General features: G+C 39.1%; 15 protein-coding genes and 1 riboswitch. Of the genes, 7 read left to right on the forward strand and 8 right to left on the reverse strand.

Annotated features, from left to right (window positions below; translation table 11 throughout):
• Window positions 1-40: 40 nt before the first annotated feature.
• Both bcsB and bcsC read left to right on the forward strand, forming a co-directional pair.
• Window positions 41-2,332, forward strand: coding sequence for a cellulose biosynthesis cyclic di-GMP-binding regulatory protein BcsB (bcsB, locus tag HMPREF0693_RS05835; RefSeq protein ID WP_004244154.1), 2,292 nt, complete (start codon window positions 41-43; stop codon window positions 2,330-2,332).
• A gap of 3 nt (window positions 2,333-2,335) precedes the next feature.
• A complete protein-coding gene (bcsC, locus tag HMPREF0693_RS05840) occupies window positions 2,336-5,611 on the forward strand; it encodes a cellulose synthase complex outer membrane protein BcsC (RefSeq protein WP_036932191.1) in 3,276 nt (1,091 codons plus the stop codon).
• Window positions 5,612-5,695: 84 nt separating this feature from the next.
• Here bcsC and HMPREF0693_RS05845 read toward each other — a convergent pair whose 3' ends face one another.
• From HMPREF0693_RS05845 to HMPREF0693_RS05855, 3 genes are read right to left on the reverse strand one after another with little or no spacing between them, the layout of a single operon-like run.
• Window positions 5,696-6,109: a DUF6691 family protein gene (locus HMPREF0693_RS05845; protein WP_004250328.1), complete on the reverse strand. Its 414-nt coding sequence runs from the start codon at window positions 6,107-6,109 to the stop codon at window positions 5,696-5,698.
• 4 nt (window positions 6,110-6,113) lie between these two features.
• Window positions 6,114-6,548: a YeeE/YedE family protein gene (locus tag HMPREF0693_RS05850; RefSeq protein ID WP_004244158.1), complete on the reverse strand. Its 435-nt coding sequence runs from the start codon at window positions 6,546-6,548 to the stop codon at window positions 6,114-6,116.
• 3 nt (window positions 6,549-6,551) lie between these two features.
• Window positions 6,552-6,875: an ArsR/SmtB family transcription factor gene (locus HMPREF0693_RS05855; RefSeq protein ID WP_004248583.1), complete on the reverse strand. Its 324-nt coding sequence runs from the start codon at window positions 6,873-6,875 to the stop codon at window positions 6,552-6,554.
• Window positions 6,876-6,979: 104 nt separating this feature from the next.
• On the opposite strand from HMPREF0693_RS05855, the gene HMPREF0693_RS05860 reads away from it, so the two are divergent.
• The 3 genes from HMPREF0693_RS05860 to HMPREF0693_RS05870 all read left to right on the forward strand — a co-directional run bounded on the left by HMPREF0693_RS05860 (window position 6,980) and on the right by HMPREF0693_RS05870 (window position 8,972).
• On the forward strand, window positions 6,980-7,486 hold the full coding sequence (locus HMPREF0693_RS05860) for a SprT family zinc-dependent metalloprotease (protein WP_139218836.1): 507 nt from the start codon (window positions 6,980-6,982) through the stop codon (window positions 7,484-7,486).
• A 488-nt stretch (window positions 7,487-7,974) separates the two neighbouring features.
• On the forward strand, window positions 7,975-8,571 hold the full coding sequence (locus HMPREF0693_RS05865; RefSeq protein WP_004244164.1) for a hypothetical protein: 597 nt from the start codon (window positions 7,975-7,977) through the stop codon (window positions 8,569-8,571).
• Entirely contained in the window at window positions 8,562-8,972 is a 411-nt protein-coding gene (locus HMPREF0693_RS05870) for a type II toxin-antitoxin system YafO family toxin (RefSeq protein ID WP_004244167.1), read from the forward strand. Before HMPREF0693_RS05865 ends, HMPREF0693_RS05870 begins: the two co-directional genes overlap by 10 nt.
• A 164-nt stretch (window positions 8,973-9,136) precedes the next feature.
• On the opposite strand, the gene HMPREF0693_RS05875 is transcribed toward HMPREF0693_RS05870, so the two are convergent.
• From HMPREF0693_RS05875 to hcp, 4 genes are all read right to left on the reverse strand, one after another.
• Window positions 9,137-10,210: a magnesium transporter gene (locus HMPREF0693_RS05875; RefSeq protein ID WP_004244168.1), complete on the reverse strand. Its 1,074-nt coding sequence runs from the start codon at window positions 10,208-10,210 to the stop codon at window positions 9,137-9,139.
• 76 nt (window positions 10,211-10,286) lie between these two features.
• Window positions 10,287-10,458: riboswitch (M-box (ykoK) riboswitch) on the reverse strand.
• 180 nt (window positions 10,459-10,638) lie between these two features.
• The gene (locus HMPREF0693_RS05880) at window positions 10,639-10,971 is read right to left on the reverse strand and encodes a DUF6694 family lipoprotein (protein ID WP_004244170.1); all 333 of its coding nucleotides are present in this window, start codon (window positions 10,969-10,971) and stop codon (window positions 10,639-10,641) included.
• Window positions 10,972-11,191: 220 nt separating this feature from the next.
• Complete coding sequence (gene hcr / locus HMPREF0693_RS05885) at window positions 11,192-12,196, reverse strand: NADH oxidoreductase (RefSeq protein WP_012368251.1); 1,005 nt, start codon at window positions 12,194-12,196, stop codon at window positions 11,192-11,194.
• 57 nt (window positions 12,197-12,253) lie between these two features.
• The gene (gene hcp / locus HMPREF0693_RS05890) at window positions 12,254-13,906 is read right to left on the reverse strand and encodes a hydroxylamine reductase (protein ID WP_004244173.1); all 1,653 of its coding nucleotides are present in this window, start codon (window positions 13,904-13,906) and stop codon (window positions 12,254-12,256) included.
• 485 nt (window positions 13,907-14,391) lie between these two features.
• Here hcp and HMPREF0693_RS05895 point away from each other — a divergent pair, with 485 nt between their 5' ends.
• Window positions 14,392-15,873, forward strand: a complete 1,482-nt coding sequence (locus tag HMPREF0693_RS05895; RefSeq protein ID WP_004244174.1) for an aldehyde dehydrogenase family protein — start codon at window positions 14,392-14,394, stop codon at window positions 15,871-15,873.
• A 190-nt stretch (window positions 15,874-16,063) separates the two neighbouring features.
• Here HMPREF0693_RS05895 and HMPREF0693_RS05900 read toward each other — a convergent pair whose 3' ends face one another.
• Window positions 16,064-17,464: an alanine/glycine:cation symporter family protein gene (locus HMPREF0693_RS05900; protein WP_004244176.1), complete on the reverse strand. Its 1,401-nt coding sequence runs from the start codon at window positions 17,462-17,464 to the stop codon at window positions 16,064-16,066.
• A 196-nt stretch (window positions 17,465-17,660) separates the two neighbouring features.
• Here HMPREF0693_RS05900 and clcA point away from each other — a divergent pair, with 196 nt between their 5' ends.
• Window positions 17,661-19,061: a H(+)/Cl(-) exchange transporter ClcA gene (clcA, locus tag HMPREF0693_RS05905; protein WP_004244178.1), complete on the forward strand. Its 1,401-nt coding sequence runs from the start codon at window positions 17,661-17,663 to the stop codon at window positions 19,059-19,061.
• Window positions 19,062-19,104: the final 43 nt, after the last annotated feature.

The following is a 19,104-nucleotide window of genomic DNA, read 5'->3' on the forward strand; positions in this document are numbered from 1 at the left end:
GGAATTTATTAATGAACAATAAGATCTATGGGTAATAATAATGAAAAAATATTTTCTACTATTCGCCTTACTTATGCTTTCCGGTTTAGCTTATAGTGATGACGAAAAAGAAGTGCCAGCGGTTATAACGGAACAACCTTTCATAAAGGTTGAAGAAGAGAAAGTCACTTTAACATCACCGGATCAGATAATCCCATCTCGCCAAGAAACACGACTATTTGCAACAACAGCACCTACTTATGGTGCTCTAAAATTACAAGGCGCTAGCCCTGATGGTTATCTAGAATTTGGTGTTCGTAGTGATGAATATGTTTCACAGGCAATATTAGATCTAGAGTTTACCCCCTCGCCTTCATTACTGCCTATAGAATCACATCTTAATATCTATTTAAATGATGAAATCATGGGCGTGATCCCCCTGAAAAAAGAAGATCTCGGCCATAAAAACCACATTACATTACCGCTCGATCCACGGTTTATTCAAGATTTTAATCATTTAAAATTTACTTTTATCGGCCATTACCGAGAAATTTGTGAAAACCAAGCCAATACCACCTTATGGCTTGATATCAGCAAAAATAGCCAACTGCATCTCACCTATCAATCATTGAAATTGAGTAACGAATTAGCCAATTTCCCCGAGCCTTTCTTTGATAGTCGCGATTTTGGTACTTTTACCTTACCTATGGTGTTTAGCCAATCCCCTAATCTTACCCAACAAAAAGCGGCGGGAATACTCGCTTCTTGGTTTGGTACACAAGTCGATTGGCGCCAGCAACACTATCCTGTGTATTACAATCAGTTGCCCAATCAACACAGCATTGTATTTGCCACTAATAAACAGCGCCCCGACTTTCTTAATACACATGCCAATGTCAATGCTCCCACCATTGAATTAGTCTCACACCCAACGGATCCTTATGTAAAACTGCTGTTAGTAATGGGTCGCGATGACAATGACTTAATTACCGCCGTCAATGGTATTGCCCGGGGACAAGTTATTTTTAGAGGGGATACCGTCACCATTAATGATGTCAATCTATTGGCACCACGTGAGCCTTATGATGCACCTAAGTGGGTACAATTAAATAAACCAATCTACTTTAATACCTTGCAAGATTATCAAGGTCAGTTGCAATCTCGTGGACTAGAGCCTGCTCCCATCACACTCAATATGACCTTACCTCCTGATTTATTTATGTTTAATAATACAGGACTACAGATGCAATTGCGTTATCGTTATACCGCTCCGGCATTTCAAGATGATTCTCGTATGTCGATTTCAGTCAACGATCACTTTATCAAAGCCTACCCTTTAGAGAGAGATAAAAAAGAGAACTTTATTGTGGCTTATCTACCGTTAATTCAAGGTTGGATCGAAAACAAAAATCTCCTCAATATCCCCGCGGTAAAATTAGGTGAACGTAATCAGATCCGTTTCTCTTTTGACTATACAAATCCGATCCCCGGAGGCTCCGTTGATCAATGTATTACTTATCACCCAGTCCCTAACACGGTAGCATTAGATGAATTATCAAGCTTTAATTTTACTGGTAACTATCGCCACTATATTGCTCTACCTGATTTGCGTGTTTATAGTCATGCTGGGTTCCCATTTAGCCGTTATGCCGATTTGTCAGAAACCCTTATTTATGTCAACCAATCCCCTTCACCTGAGCAATTAACAACGTTATTGATATCATTAGGTAATATTGGTGCACAAACTGGCTATCCCGCGTTAAATGTCTCTTTAACTGCATCATTAGAGGAATTATCAAAACAAGAAGCTGATTTATTATTAATCGGGACAATTCCCCCAGCACTCAATAATGATAAACAGATGAATGTCTTGATTGATAAAGCACGTAGCGAAATTACACTGCCATCACGTGAAATCACCATTTTTAGTCATACCAATTATCAAGATCTAGATAAGCGTCCAGATAGCAGAACATCTTTAACATCAACCGGATCACTCGGCACTATTATTGGTTTTCAATCTCCGTTCTTTTCACAGCGTAGTGTCGTGGCGCTATTAGCCGATAGTCCCCAAGGTTATCGATTATTAAATGAAGCGATAAGTGATAGTGGTAAACGTGATGCAATGCATGGCTCTGTGGTATTAGTCAGAGAATCTGGTGTCCATAGTTTACGTGTTGGTGATACCTATTTCGTCGGTTATTTACCTTGGTGGGAAGAGGTTTGGTATGTTTTTGCTTCACACCCTATTTGGCTGGGGTTAGCTGCCATTGTCGGTATTGTGCTTATTTCTCTTCTTATTTGGCGAGCAATGAAAATAAGAAGCCAACGTCGTCTTGCGGATAAGGAGTAAGTTATGATGTGGCGCATTTGTTATCAATATCGCCAATATCTCCTTGCTCTTGGTTTGCTGGCAGGCATATTGCCTGTCACGCAAGCCGCAGATGATCCGACTGAAACTTTTTTATATGAGCAAGTTAGACTAGGTAACTCGAAAAGTAACGATGTTTTAGTTTCTCAATCACTGTATCGTTTATCACTTATAAAACCGAACGATCCTAGTGTGTTGTTAATGCGTATCCAATTTGCTGTAAAACAAAAAGAAACAGCAAAAGCACAACAACTGATTGAGCAATTACGTATGCATGGCGAAAATACTGAACAATATCAACGTGCGATTAAGCTACTATCATTAACCCATGAAGATAACCGCCAAATCCTACAAAAAGCCTACCTTTATCAGACTGCGGGGCGTTATGATGAAGCCTTGCAATTATATGATGATATTTACCAAGGCACGCCCCCCGATGAAGGGTTAGCCCTTGAGTATCTCAATGTATTAATTGCTACAAACCATGCCAACAAAATGGCGCGTATTAAGCAAATTTATCACACTTATCCCAATAACCAACAGATAGCTAATATCTATCAGCAATATCATCTTACCCCAGCATTATCTACTGCCTCAGCGACCTCTGCCCCCAATAACACAATATCTATTCGTGCATTAAAACAGCAGTTACGCCAGCAGCCTGATAATGCAGATATAATCGGAACATTAGGCGTGCGCTATTCGCGCGCAAATCAACGAGCACCCGCGATTTATTATCTTTCTCAAGCACTCACATTGGCTCCCAAACACAACGATAGTGATTTGTGGCGTACGTTGTTGCAATCAAATCAATATTGGCATTTACTTGCCAAGGCTGATGAAGCGTTATTAAATCAAGAGTACTCTGTCGCTAAGCGCTATTTTACCCAAGTACGTCAACTCAGCCCCTATAAAAGTGAAGCTTATATTGGTTTAGGGGATATCGAGTTGGCGCAACATCAATTAGAACAAGCTGAACGTTATTATCAACAAGCGCTACAATATCAGCCTAATGATGCGGCGACTTTGCATAGCCTGACCAAGCTCTATCGTCAACAATCGCATCAAAAAGCCGCCCAATTTATGGCTAACTTAACATCACAGCAATACAAAAATTTAGCCCAAGACTATGGGTATATCATTTCAGGTATACAACAAGACTTAGCTGCTGATGATGAACAGCAACAACACTATCTCAGTGCGATTGAGAAACGTAAGGCTATCGCTAAAGCGTATCCTGATGAAGTCTGGAATATTTATCGTCTGGCGGATGATTTACTTATCACTCAACAACCCCAACTTGCTGAGGATTACTTTAATCAACTTAATCAACGACGACCTAATGATCCCTCTCGACGATATGCCTATGCGTTATATCTCAATAAAACAGGGCGAGCACAACAAGCACTTAACACCTTAAAGACGATCCCTTTATCGCAGCGCAGTGAAAGTATGAACGCCTTAGATAGCCAATTACGTTTTGGTCAAATTATGGCGCATGCACAATCACTAAGAGAACATAACCAACAACAGCAAGCTGTCGAATATCTTTTCACCCATATTCCTCCTGAGCAAAAAATAGAAAGCTATCTGTTATTAGCGCAATGGGCCGAAGAAGATGACCAACTCAATCAAGCATTAAATTATTATCATACAGTATTAAATTTAGCGCCTAATAATGAAACAGCACTATTAGGTGCAACAGAGATATCTTTAGCGCAACATCAAATAGATCAAGCTCGTTATTACTTAGCTCAGATAGAACAATTATCTCCTGAAAAATTTAACCACTATTCACTAAGACGTTTAGCAAACGCTGAAAAAACGGCGGGAAATATTGATAAAGCCAAACACTATTTTATCTATTTAGCTCGCCAAGTTGACAAGGAGCCAGATAGTGCTGATGGATTAATTTTACGTGATATTGGTCGTTTTTATCGTGATAGCCAACAAGTTCAATCCGCTCATCACTATTATCAACAAGCGATGCTAAAAGAGGGTATCACGCATACACTGCCAAAAAACAATATTGAATACACCACACTTATGCGTAACAACCCAAATGATAATTGGCTATCACGTAGTGTACGTGATGATGCAAGTACCCTTTATCGTCAACAAGAGTGGCGTTTTACCCTAGAGCATGATTATTGGGGATCAAATGGCAGTGAGGGGTACTCTAAATTACGCGCTCATACCACCATGTTACAACTGGATCATCCTATTTATCATGGCCGTTTCTTTTGGCGTACTGATTTTGTGCACTTAAATAGTGGCACATTAGGTACAGCGCCATACGATGCTAAATTTGGTAGTTGTTATCGCACAGGTTGTTTCCCTCTAAAGCAAAAAGCCTTTGGTGTTAGTCCTGCTATCGGTTGGGAAAATGAGCAATGGCAATGGGATTTAGGTACCACGCCACTCGGTTTTAATGTGACTGATTGGGTAGGTAAAATTGCTTATAACGATAGTTTTTATCATCTCGGTTGGAGTGTAGATCTTCACCGTCGCCCGGTAAATAGCTCATTACTTGCCTTTGCAGGCCAACGTGATAGTTGGACCAATCAAGTTTGGGGGGGAGTAAGAAAAACGGGGCTTCGTTTAAGTGGCAGTTATGATCTGGGAGGCAAGGATGGGTATTGGGGAGAAATATCGTTTGATAGATTAACAGGAAAAAATGTTAAAAATAACAGCAGTGTAAAAGCCATGGGTGGTTATTACTATAAGTTAATCAATGAAAATGATCGCCACATTTCTGTTGGCTTAAATAGCATGCTTTGGCATTACAATAAAGATCTTAGTGGCTATACCTTGGGGCAAGGGGGTTATTATAGCCCACAACAATATCTCTCATTCTCACTGCCCGTTAATTACCGTCAACGTACTGAAAATTGGTCATGGGAAGTATCTGGCTCTCTCTCTTGGTCTTATTCAAAAACCGATGATAGCAGACGTTATCCATTACAAAATCTCGTTTCAAGCGATAAATTTAATTCTGATCCCATAAAAGAAATATTTAAGCATGAGAGAAATATCATTGATAAGGGGGATTCGGGTCATGGTTTTGGTTATACAGCAAGAGCATTAATTGAACATCGAATAACACCACATTGGTTTATAGGTGCCGCTATCGATATTCAGCAAGCGAAAAACTATACGCCAAGCCATGCACTAATGTATTTACGCTATTCATTTGATGGATGGAATGGTGATTTAGATCTTCCGCCTAACCCGCTTATTCCTTACGCAGATTTTAAATAATCCCGTAACAAGATTAAACAACAAACAGACAGCTAATGCGGTCCGTTTGTTGTTTTTTATCGCGTGTGATTAAAATAGTGATGATTATTGTGGTTTGCGAATTAACCCAATAAATAGCCACCCAACAATCATAGCTGACACAAATAATACACCTTGGGTAAAACCACCCCCCGCTAATACCAAACCGGGTCCAGGGCAAATACCCGCAAGCCCCCATCCTAAACCAAATAAGATACTGCCGAAGACGAGAGGTTTATCAATCACTGTTTTAGTTGGAATGGCCAGAGGACAGGCTAATAAACTTTGTTGACGATGACGTGCAATTTGGTAACTAATAGCACTGACGATAAGACCCGCCCCCATAATAAATAACAATGACGGATCCCAATCTCCACGAATATCTAAAAATGCCAAGATCTTTTGTGGGTTGCTCATACCACCGATGATCAATCCAGCACTAAATAATAGGCCACTAATAAAAGCAATTAATTTGGTCATTATCTTAGCCTCCGATGACATGGCGTTGAATATACACAGTCACAAATGCCGTCACCATAAAGACAAGAACTGCAACAATAGAACGACGCGATAATCGTGCTAATCCGCAAATTCCATGCCCACTGGTACAGCCATTCCCCAGACGTGTACCTGCTCCCACCAGTACACCGGCAATGATCAACTGCCAAGGTGAAACGTCGATAATAGGTGTTAACGGTTTATCAAATAGATAAAATAGTGTCGGTGTAATCAACATACCGAGTAAAAATGCCCATCGCCACCCATTACCTTGTTGGTTAGTGGTTAATACTCCTCCTAAAATCCCACTAATACCTGCAATACGACCATTAAACAGTAATAAAATAGCCGCTGCTAAACCTATTAATAGCCCACCCAATGCCGAGCTCCAAGGCGTAAAGTGAACCCAATCTATATTCATAAGTTAACCTGCTATAGGACAATATAGCTGATAAAGTGTATTTAATAGCACCAATACTTTTTCATCAGCAATAGAATAAAAAATACGTTTTCCATCACGACGAGTATTCACAAGCCCTTCATTTCTTAACACAGTAAGTTGTTGAGAAAGCGTAGGCTGGCGGATCCCTAAACTTTCTTCCAATTCACTGACACTTTTTTCGCCCTGACTTAATTGGCACAGTAAGAGTAGTCGATCACCATTACCTAGCGTTTTCAGCATACTAGAGGCTTCATTAGCCGCTAATTTCATGGCTTCCAATAAATCAGGTTGAACTCGTTGTGTCATGGTAAACTCCATAATCAATATACTTTTTAATAATATGTTAATTTATATATTGTGCAAGTTTTCTTTTATTGCGTGTTTTAATAAGGCGCTATATGCTCTCTAATATGAAAACAGTAAGAGTCCCTATCGCCTTAGTGCAAAGTGTTATGCGTACACTGCGTGAAAAACTGCAACAGGCCAATAAATATCTTAATACAGATTACCCAGAACCCACTCTACAATATAACCAGAGAGGAACTATTGCAGGCAGTGCCTATTATGCAAATTGGGAAATCCGTCTTAATCCTACATTATTGATTGAAAATAAACAGAATTTTATTGAAGAAGTTATTCCTCATGAATTAGCACATCTGCTAGTTAGTCGCCATTTTGGTCGTGTGGCACCTCATGGCAAGGAGTGGAAATGGATGATGGAAACTGTGTTACAGGTTAATGCGAAACGGACCCACCATTTTGATATCAGCAATGTAACAGCAAAAACGTTTAGCTATGCTTGTCGCTGCCAAGAAATACACCAGTTAACTCTTCGCCGACACAATAAAGTACAACGAGGAGAAACCCAGTATCGTTGTCGTCATTGTCAGGCGATTTTACAATTAATTAAAGAGTAAAAAAAAGTAAGCTTGGTCTTTAAGACTAAACGTCAGCCGAGGTTCTGAGTGACACTGAGCAGGGATGTTAGTATAAACACTGGCAATAAAACTGCGGGAAGTCATTTCAAATTTTGATGAATTCAAATGATCAATTAAGTAAAAGTATATCAGGCAAAAAGATAGAGAAATTTATTGAATTTTATGCAAACTATATTCAAATACTTCACAAAATTACAGTGAATTTATCAAGCGTTGCATCATTGCAAGTAAGGAAGTTTATGATGAAAATAGAAAGGCAAATGCAATATCGCATGTAATTCAAGTAAAGCCTGAAGAGCCAAAGAAAAATATTCCTCCTAAAAAAGATCAAGAGTAATTTCTCACTGAGTCATATAGCCAAGATCAAATCATCTAGCCCATCCTTGAGATGGGTGATGGTATATATCCTTTAGCTTTAAATGATGTATACTTTGTATGCGTATCTATTTCAGCGAAGGTAATAAACTATGATTTCTGAGGCTATTATGATGGCAATGCTATCAAATCCAATGGATAAAAAAGATGTGGATTCAGGCTTGGCTAATTTAGCCATGTCGATAGCTACCATTGTTGATAAAAAGGCAAAAGGTGATGTATCACCAGATGAAATTATGGATTTAATTGTTGGTGGTAAGACCGTGCTAACGACCCTTGTTACATCAATCGATGAAATAGTGGCTTTACTTGATGACCCAACAAAAGATGACATAAAAAAATATGCAGGTAATAACCCTGATGAGGTTATGCGTGAATTGGAACGAGTGATTAACCATGGTAATAATGTAATTATGATGATTGAGGCAATGTATAGCATTGCTAAAACTACCAAGGCTTTTCATCCATTTGAAAGCATAGCTGATGGTTACTTCAAAGAAGTTATTCTTAAAATGGCTGCACTAAGAAACCATACACAAGCACTTTATAGACAATTTAATCAGCATATTAACCCGTTACCCGCAATGGAGGTTGAAGATGGATTCGGTGAAGAGGATATAGCATTGTTTAATTCCTCAATAGCTGAATTTAATCAAGATCTGCTTGCAGGTAACTTGCAATGCCGATAGTCACAATCACGCCCAGATATAAAGATAACGATGTTTATCGGAAGTATGCGGCTAAGCTATCAGCTGCTCTTAATGGCTCATCCCTCTCTGGGTATATAGGTAAATTTGCTGATTTTAGGAATAGCGCCATAGCGCGTCAGTCATTTATTGAAAAGGTTCATATAAGAACGCCAAATGAAAAACCTTGGGATGGCGAAACTCGACAGGCTGTTAGAGTGAGCGATAACTTTTTAGTGTTTTGTAAGCACTGTATGTACGATGATTATTACCAAATTCTGGCAATCATAACTCCTGATGCACATGCTCGTTCAGATGCGTTGCTTCCAATATTGGCAGATATGGCAGAAACTTATTTTCATTCTTTATCGCTTAAAGAGTTAGCTGGATTAGATCAGTTCTAGCCACACATAGCTCAAGGACGACTTGCTTGAGATCACATAGCGGGTGGTTTTATATTTAAGACGCTGACGCGACTTAAACAGGCTAAAGCCCATAACAAAAAATAAAGCCGATAACTTGTTAGTTTATCGGCTTTATTCGGTATAAATAAGGGAGGATTGATATATTAAGCAAACACACTCATAGTATGAGATGCTATTTCAAAGTAGATAATAAGCCCAGTACCATCAATAAATGTTGCAATAAAAGGTGCAGACACCACCGCTGGATCAACACCAATACGCTTTAATACCATTGGAATAATAGAAGAGACAATAGCACTCCAAACCGTAATTGAAATTAGCGTTAATCCCACCACTATCATCACTTCCATGCCAACCCCTAAGGTCCAAGCACGAATAAATCCTGCTATTCCCATGGTTAAAGCCACCATTATCGAGGTCGTGATCTCTTTTCTTAATACTGACCATACATTACGCAAGCTCACCTCACCTAATGCCATGGCACGTACTAATGTTGAGGTAATTTGTGTACCGCTATTGCCACCAGTACCAATTAATAATGGAATAAAGAAAGCTAAAGAGATAGCAGCTTCAAGTCTGTCTTCAAAAGCATGTAACACCGTACTGGTATAAGCTTCAGCAATAAACAGCATTAATAGCCAGACAACACGTTTACGCCACAAAGTAACCGGACTTGTCTCTAAATAAGGTTGTTCTAATGGCGACGTTGCCCCCTGCATTTGTGCATCTAGCGTATTTTCATCTTCAATTAAATCAGCAATATCTTGAGGCCGTAATACACCAACTAACTTACCAAAATGCATCACAGGTACACTGTCTAAACCACTTTGGCTAATTAACTGATAAACATCATGTCGGCTTTGCTCCGGTGAAACTGAGAAAAATGTTTGGCGCATAATATCCGAAACAAAAAGCCCATTATCAGCAAGTAGTAATGATTTAACCGGCAAAATACCGTTAAGATAATTATCTTTATCTACGACATACAGATAAGTTGGAATTAATTCATCTTTTAAATCATTAACCAGCTGTGCTTTTACATGTTCAACCGAATCTGCGACAGAAACAGAAATATAATTCTGGCTCATATAAGCACTAACGGTAGCATCATCTTTTAAACGATGATGTTGCTCTTGTATTGAATGATTATTGGGTGTGTTTAAGGATGCGCCTGCCATTAATGCAGCATCCATTTTATGTTGAGGAGTAAATTTCATTTTTTTGGTTCCCTATGACTGTTTGTGTTTAGCAAATCAGTTCTCAATAGGGGCGAAACCAGATGCGAGAATGCAAAAGCTATCTACACGTCTCGGTTTTAGCACTATACAACGTATCCGATGAATACTGGAAGTTACATGGAGATATACCTTCGGTCGATATATCTTGTCCTAATCTTGGGCGTCTCTCGACGTCGTCAGATCAGTAACCTGTGTTTGTATAGGAGCCTCGCCTAACGAGATACTGCACTTTTCTTGCGAATGCGGCGCGCATTATAACCACTCACATTATAATGAAAAGTCTCATCGTAGTTTTGTTTAAGTTCTATTGATAAATCTTAAATCGCTTATTTTTTACATCATTAATTAAATACTCACCTCAAATAGAGATGAATAAAATAGTTTTAAATAAATTGGTTATTAATTGATTATTTTAATGCTAATTTTTGTACTTTTATTTCTTCAGCTTGTGAGAAGATCTCATTGACTGTTTTACCATCTAACGATTGACACATTTTTCGCGTGATCATATCAGCATTTTTATTGCGCCCAGCAATGACTAAATCATTAAAATTAATATCATTTAGCATGGCTAATTCTATTGCTTCATCAAAGCGTTGCTGCTCTTCAAGCGGTAATGAATTGCGCATTTCTACAATCGATATTCGTAATGACTCAACATTAGAGCCATCTAGGGTTTGATTTTTTTCGCAACCAGAAAGTATGACAGTAAATAAACAAATAAATAACAATTTTCTCATATATCCCCCCTTTCCCTATCATAAATTAAATAATAGCAGAATGTGTATCAGTAAACTGCTAATTAAGTAAAATAAATATTTAATTCATTATAGCTTTACGTGTTATATATTATATTGAATAAATAAACTCTCTTTTTAAAAATAATAACAAAAAACCCCGCTAATAAATTAGCGGGGTAAAATAGAAGGATAGATAAAGAATAGATAATAAAATGAATGATTAGGCTAGTTCAACATCACCTGTTAATCGACAACTACAGGCTAAAACATAACCTTGTGCTATCTCATCAGCAGTTAAAGTACTGGTGCTGGTGACCTCATAATCACCTTTCACAATGCGTGTTTTACAGCTACCACACACTCCAGCACGACAAGCAGCCAAAACAGGAACACTATTTTCTTCCATCGCTGTTAATAATGTCATCCCCACCGGTACGTTAATTTGCTTTAACGGATGACGAATAGTCATAGTAAGTTGTTGTGCTTCATCAACACACATTGGCTCATCACCAAAACGTTCCATAAAAATATTCTCTGCACAAACACCAAGATTTTTGGCAAAACGCGCAGTATCTTCCATATAACTATTAGGCCCACAACACATAACAGTACGATTGGCAATATCAGGCACTAAAGCGGCTAGTTTTTCTTGTGAAATACGTCCACTAAAAATTCCCTTATCATCCGGCAACTTAGGCATCATAATAAAATTGAGATTATAAGGATAAGCATTAGCTAACTCTAACCACTCTTTTTCAAAAATAAATTGGCTCTGTTCGCGAATATTAAAAATGACCGTGATATCCGCTTTAGGTTGATTATTTAACAACCAACGCGTCATCGACATAATAGGGGTCACACCGCACCCCGCAGCGAGCATTAAATAACGCGTTCCTTCTCTATCTGCACAGGTGAACTCCCCTTGTGCATCTGATAACCAGAGATAATCACCCGGCTTAACTTGAGATGTTAACCACGTTGACCCCACCCCATTGTCGATACGACGAACCGTTAAAGAGACAAAAGGACTTAATCCCGGAGAAGACGAGAGCGTATAAGCTCGCATTGTTTCATCGCTATTATTAATACTGACTAGTGCAAATTGGCCGGGTTTATAACGATAAAAATCATGGTTAATTAAATTCAGTGTCCACACTTCCGGGGTTTCCTGATGGATAGAGTGAACTTGCATACGATTAGGACAAAGAGCTGTTGGCATCGTCATGGATATTGCTTCCTTACCGAAGCCTTTAGGCTTCGGCAATGATGATGAATAAATAAATTAAGCAGAAAGAATTTCTTGAAGATCTTGTTCTGGCGTGGTGATCGCACGCATACCAAATTTTTCATTAAGTATTGCGAGCAAATTATCGGTTAAAAATGCAGGCGCAGTCGGCCCAGTATAAATATTTTTTACCCCTAATGAGAGTAGGGTTAATAAAATAACAATCGCTTTTTGTTCAAACCACGACAAAATCAAGGACAGGGGTAAATCATTTACACCACAACCTAATTTTTCTGCAAGATTAACCGCTAGCATAATCGCAGAGTAGGCATCGTTACACTGACCCACATCAAGTAAGCGCGGTAAGCCCTCTAATGTGCCAAAATCAAGTTTATTAAAGCGATATTTACCACAAGCTAATGTCATAATTAAGCAATCTTGGGGAATGGCACGAGCAAGATCGGTATAGTAGCTACGTTCACCACGACTACCATCACACCCCCCAACTAAGAAGACATGACGAAGTTTTTTCTGTGAAACTAAATCAATCACTGTATCAGCCGCATTTAAGAGTGTTTGACGACCAAATCCAACAGTAATTAAGTGTTCAATTTCACTGTACGGAAATCCCTCTAAAGAGAGCGCTTGCTCAATCATTTCAGAGAAATCATCACCTTTAATGTGTTTCACACCCGGCCAACCAACAATACTACGCGTCCAAATACGATCGCCATAGTTCCCCACATTAGGATCAATAATACAGTTAGATGTCATTAACACAGGGCCAGGAAATTTGGCAAATTCACTTTGTTGATTCTGCCAACCACTTCCGTAGTTACCGACTAAGTGTTTATATTTTTTCAGCTCTGGATAACCATGGGCGGGTAACATTTCACCATGCGTATAAACATTAATGCCTTTACCTTCGGTTTGTTCAAGTAGCATCTGTAAATCTTTCAGATCATGGCCTGAAATTAAAATAGCTTTACCTGCTACTGGGCGTACATTAACGGAAACAGGGGTTGGATCACCATAAGCTTGAGTTTCACCTTTATCCAATAATGCCATAATACGAAAGTTCATTTGACCAATGCCCATTGCATTGTCTAGCAACTCATTCATATCCGCAGGATCGGTACCTAACCATGCCATGTAACGATGATATTCAGCATAAATTTCATCATCGTACTGGCCTAAAACATGAGCATGCTCCATATAAGCAGCAGCACCTTTTAAGCCATACAAGCAAAGCATACGTAAACCATGTAAATCATCCCCCACTTGCGCTTTATCATTATTTAATGCAAAGCGTTGGGCTTGTTTCTGTAGACTGGCTAAGTCGTTGCCTTCTAATTGAATTTCGGCTTTAGGATGAGCGACTTGGATGGCTGCATTTTTGGCTAACGTACGTGATTTTAAGCTTTCACGTAAATAAATAGCCTCTTTGGCATATCCAACAATACGTTCAGAATCAAAATTAACATTGGTTAACGTCGAGAAGAAAGCCCGTGGCGCAAAGCTGTCTATATCGTGATCAATAATATCAACACTACGGGCAGCTAATGCCCATGCTGACAGCCCTTCTAATACTGCCACCAATAAGTCTTGTAGATCAGAAGTTTCTGCTGTTTTACCGCACATACCTTGTGCATAGGCACAACCATTACCAACAGGTGTTCTCATTGTTTGTTCACATTGCACACAATACATATCGAATTCCTTCTATAAGATGACGCTTTATTTTTATAAGTTGCATTACATATGCAACATAAGAATACGCCATTTTTATAGTAGGAAAAGTGTCAGATGAAATAATCTGCGCCATGTTTGATCTAACGCAATTTATTGCTGTGCTTAAGAGCTTGCTTTTTTTCCTGTTGATTTGGCTTCACACCTCGTAAGAGGGTGAGTAAACAAACTAAAGGGCTTTTCTTATAAGGGAAATTGAGAAGAAATGTTGCAGTGTCGCACGGGATGATTTTGTTACATCTCAGCTAAAAAAGAGTGAGATGAATCGATTAAATTAATTAGTTCTCATTGTATATATAATATCTATTTATTATTTTTGATAGTTAATATTACCTATTGCATCAATAGCTAATAAAATTACTACAATTGATATATTTTAATAGTACGAGTATTACGAAATGAAACTATAGAATTTGACGATACTCCCCCTACACTGGAGATTAAAAATGATTAAATTAAATAATGTTCCATCCGAATTTCGTCCCTTAGAAAGCTACAAAATGTTAATTGGCGGCGAATGGGTATCCAGTACATCGCAACAAACGACCAAAACCTATAGTCCCGCAACCGGTGAGTTATTAAGTGAATATCCATCAGGTACAGCTGAAGACGTTGATCTTGCTGTAAAAGCGGCTCGTAAAGCTTTTGATCATTGGCGTAAAACCTCTCCTGCTCAACGCCAAGCGCTATTATTAAAAATTGCTGACCGTTTAGAACAAGAGCAAGAACGTTTTGCTTGGATTGAGTCTCTTGATAACGGTAAACCACTCAATGAATCGAAAAACATCGATTTACCCGCCTCTATTGACCATTTTCGATATTTTGCAGGCGTGATACGCTCTCATACCGATGAAAGTGCTGTCTTAGACGAAAATACCCTGAGTCTTGTTATTCGTGAGCCCATTGGTGTCGTTGGACAAATTATTCCATGGAATTTTCCATTATTAATGGCTGCTTGGAAATTAGCCCCTGCCATCGCCGCTGGAGATACCGTTGTTATTAATCCAGCCACACTCACCTCACTTTCATTATTAGAGCTAGGTCGTATTTTAAATGAAATATTACCAGCCGGTGTTATAAATATTGTTACTGGTCGTGGATCTGTTGCTGGACAAGCTATTCTAGAACACCAAGACATTGATAAACTAGCATTTACCGGTTCAACCAATGTAGGTTATACCGTTGCAGCTGCGGCGGCGAAAAAAATGGTACCAGCCACTTTAGAATTGGGGGGTAAGTCAGCCAATATCGTCTTCCCTGATGCGAATATGAAAAAAGCCGTTAAATATTCCGCATTAGCGATATTAATGAACCAAGGACAGGCCTGTGAATCTGGCTCCCGTTTATTCTTACATAGAGATATTCATGACGCATTCTTAAAAGAGTTAAAAGCAGAATTTGAGCGTATCCGTGTTGGTGATCCACTTGATCCTAATACACAAATGGGTACCCAAGTCAGCCAAGCGCAAATGGATACCATTTTAGGTTATGTTGAGCTGGCCAAAAAAGAAGGTGCAACCATACTCACAGGAGGTGAGCGTATTACGGGTGAAGGGTTTGATGATGGCTTTTTTGTTCGCCCAACCATTATTATCAATGCCACAAACCAAATGCGTGTCGCACGTGAAGAAATTTTTGGCCCTGTATTATGTGTGATCCCATTTGATAATGAAGAAGATGTTATTGAAATGGCTAATGACTCTGAATATGGCCTTGGTGGTGGTGTCTGGACTCAAGATATTAACCGCGCACTACGAGTTGCAAAAGCCGTTAGAACTGGCCGTATGTGGGTAAATACTTATCATGAACTTCCTGCTCATGCACCATTTGGCGGTTATAAAAAATCAGGCTTAGGTCGTGAAACGCATAAAATGATGTTAGATGCCTACAGCCAAGTGAAAAACATCTTCATTAGTACCAAAGAATAATTAACCTCTAGTTAAGCATATTCTTATAAATATAATTATCTATACTCATCTCTTAGCCTTCTCCCCAGAAGGCTTTTTATTTGCTGTAAGCAACAAAAAACCGTATGCGCTTTTCCTAATATCTAATATTAACTGCTCACATACGGTTATTCGTTTAGATGGTCATTTAGCCTTAGATAAACAAACGCGTTTATTCCGCTTCTGCTTCTTTTTTGCTTACAGAATTCACTTGTTCATTTAGATCAATATCAACCGCATTAACATCTTTTATATAGTCTTTTGTTAGACGATAAACGATGGGGCTAAGCAGTGCTAATGCAATTAAGTTAGGAATAGCCATCATCGCATTTAATGTATCAGCAAGTAACCAAACAAATTCTAAGGATTGAGTCGCGCCAATTGGCAAGGCAATTAACCATGCAATACGAAAAGGCATAATGGCTTTCGGTCCAAATAGATATTGCACACATTTCTCACCGTAATAGCTCCAACCTAAAATAGTGGTAAAAGCAAAAACAGCCAATGCGATCGCAACAATATAGTTACCTCCAGGGATAGCCATAGAGAACGAACTTGCAGTAAGTGTTGCCCCACTTTGCCCTGTCAGCCACTGTCCGGTGATCACAATCGTTAATCCGGTGACAGAACAGACAATAATGGTATCAATGAAAGTCCCCAACATGGCAATTAAGCCTTGACGGATCGGGTTTTGTGTTTTGGCTGTCGCATGAGCAATGGGTGCACTACCTAATCCTGCTTCATTGGAGAATACACCTCGTGCAACACCAAAACGTATTGCCGCCCAAACAGCCGCACCAGCAAACCCACCTTGCGCAGCAACCGGTGTGAAAGCAGATTTTACAATCAACATAAATGCATCAGGAATAGCAGTAATATTCAGTGCAAGTACGACAATCCCTGCCCCAAAATACCCTACTGTCATAATGGGCACTAATTTACCGGCAACATCAGCAATACGCTTAATTCCACCAATTAATACAGCACCGACTAAAATAACTAATGCAATTGCTGTCACTGTGGTAGAAATACCAAAATTACTTTGCAAAACATCCGCCACTGAGTTTGCCTGTACCGTATTACCTATACCGAAGCCGGCAAAACTACCAAAAATAGCAAATAGCGTTCCTAACCAAAGCCATTTTTTACCTAAACCGTTTTTAATATAATACATCGGTCCGCCAACGTAGTTGCCGTATTTATCAACCTCACGAAAACGTACCGCTAACACAGCTTCTGAATATTTAGTCGCCATACCGACTAAAGCAGTCATCCACATCCAAAATAGCGCTCCCGGTCCACCTAATACAACCGCTGTAGCGACTCCAGCAATATTGCCCGTACCGATAGTGGCAGAAAGCGCCGTCATTAATGCATTAAAAGGTGAGATTTGCCCCTCACCTCTTTTATCATTTTTCTCAAATAAGAGTTTAAATCCTGTACCTAATTTTCTAATTGGCAGAAAAGAGAGTCTAAACTGCATAAATAGACCGATGCCTAGAATGCCGACTAACATCGGTACTCCCCACACCACGCCATTAATAGCGCTTAATATATTTGTGATGAAATCCATACGTTACCCTTTTTATCCAAATGTTATGTAAATATATATTTTTTGTTATCAGATACACTAAAGATGAAAAAAAGGAAATATGCTAGAAAAAAAACCGACTAATTATGAAATTGATTACATTATGTGAGAAATATCACTTGATGATTAAATTACGCTATTATTAGATACATTGTTATTTATATATAAAACATAAATTATGTATCAGCGAAACACGATCAAAAAATCGCAAAATCAACAACGCTTTAATTGGTTTAGAAAAGCGAAAGAAACTAACCTTGCCCCGGTGAAAACGCTTATTCTTTCCGCCATTATCGGTACGTTAGCCGGATTAATTGGGGTACTATTTGAAAAAGCCGTTGGCTGGGTCATTCATTTAAGACAAGATAAATTAGCCGAGGTATTAACCAACCCTTATCTTTTGGCTATTGGCACGTTACTTGTTTCCTCTCTTTTAGCCATGAGTGGCTACTACTTAGTGAAGAAGTTTTCACCAGAATCTGGTGGTTCAGGTATACCGGAAATCGAAGGGGCAATGATAGATATTCGGCCAGTTCGTTGGTGGCGGGTATTGCCAGTAAAATTTATAGCCAGTATCGGTACCTTAGGCTCAGGTATGGTACTTGGTCGTGAAGGCCCCACCGTGCAACTAGGGGCTAATATTGGTCAACTCGTTAATGATGTCTCTCGCGTTAAAGATAAAGGAACGCGCCAAACACTATTAGCCACAGGGGCTGCTGCCGGTTTAACGGCTGCCTTTAATGCTCCCTTGGCAGGCATTCTATTTATTATTGAAGAGATGAGACCACAATTTAAATATAATCTTATCTCTATTAAATCCGTCTTCATTGGCGTGATCATGTCTTGTATTGTATTTCGCCTAATTAATGGTGAAGGAGGCGTCATACAGATAGGTAAATTTTCTTCAGCGCCGATGAATACACTGTGGCTCTATTTAGTGTTAGGAATGTTATTTGGTGTTGTTGGGGTTATTTTTAGTAAATTACTGTTTTATGTTCAAACACAATTCCAACATTTTTATCAAGATAAAACCTCACGTTTTGTTTTAGCCGGTGGCGTGATTGGTGGTGCATGTGGTTTACTTGCGTTGATTATTCCTGAAATAACCGGAGGCGGTTTTAGTATTATTCCTGCATTAAGTGCCGGAGGATATTCGTTAACTGCACTGCTAATATTTTTTGTGTTACGTACCATCACCACCATTATCAGCTTCTCCTCCGGTGCACCAGGAGGAATTTTTGCCCCCACATTAGCCTTAGGCACACTCTTTGGTAGCGCTTTTGGATTAATGGCAACCTATCTTTTCCCTGATTATCAAATTCAAATTGGCACTTTTGCTATTGCTGGAATGGGTGCTTTATTTGCCGCAACGGTGAGAGCACCACTAACTGGGATTGTGTTAGTTCTAGAAATGACCGATAACTATCAACTTATTTTGCCAATGATAATTACCTGTCTTGGCGCAACCATGCTGGCGCAATTATTAGGCGGGCGACCTATTTATACGGTTCTACTCGAAAGAATACTACAACGCTCAGAAGCCAAAGAAAAAACAGAGGCTCCCAAAGAGCCCCTATAGTTTTCAAATACTAAAATACCCTCGCTGTGATCTAACGAGGGTA

The organism is Proteus mirabilis ATCC 29906 (assembly GCF_000160755.1).
Taxonomy (GTDB): domain Bacteria; phylum Pseudomonadota; class Gammaproteobacteria; order Enterobacterales; family Enterobacteriaceae; genus Proteus; species Proteus mirabilis.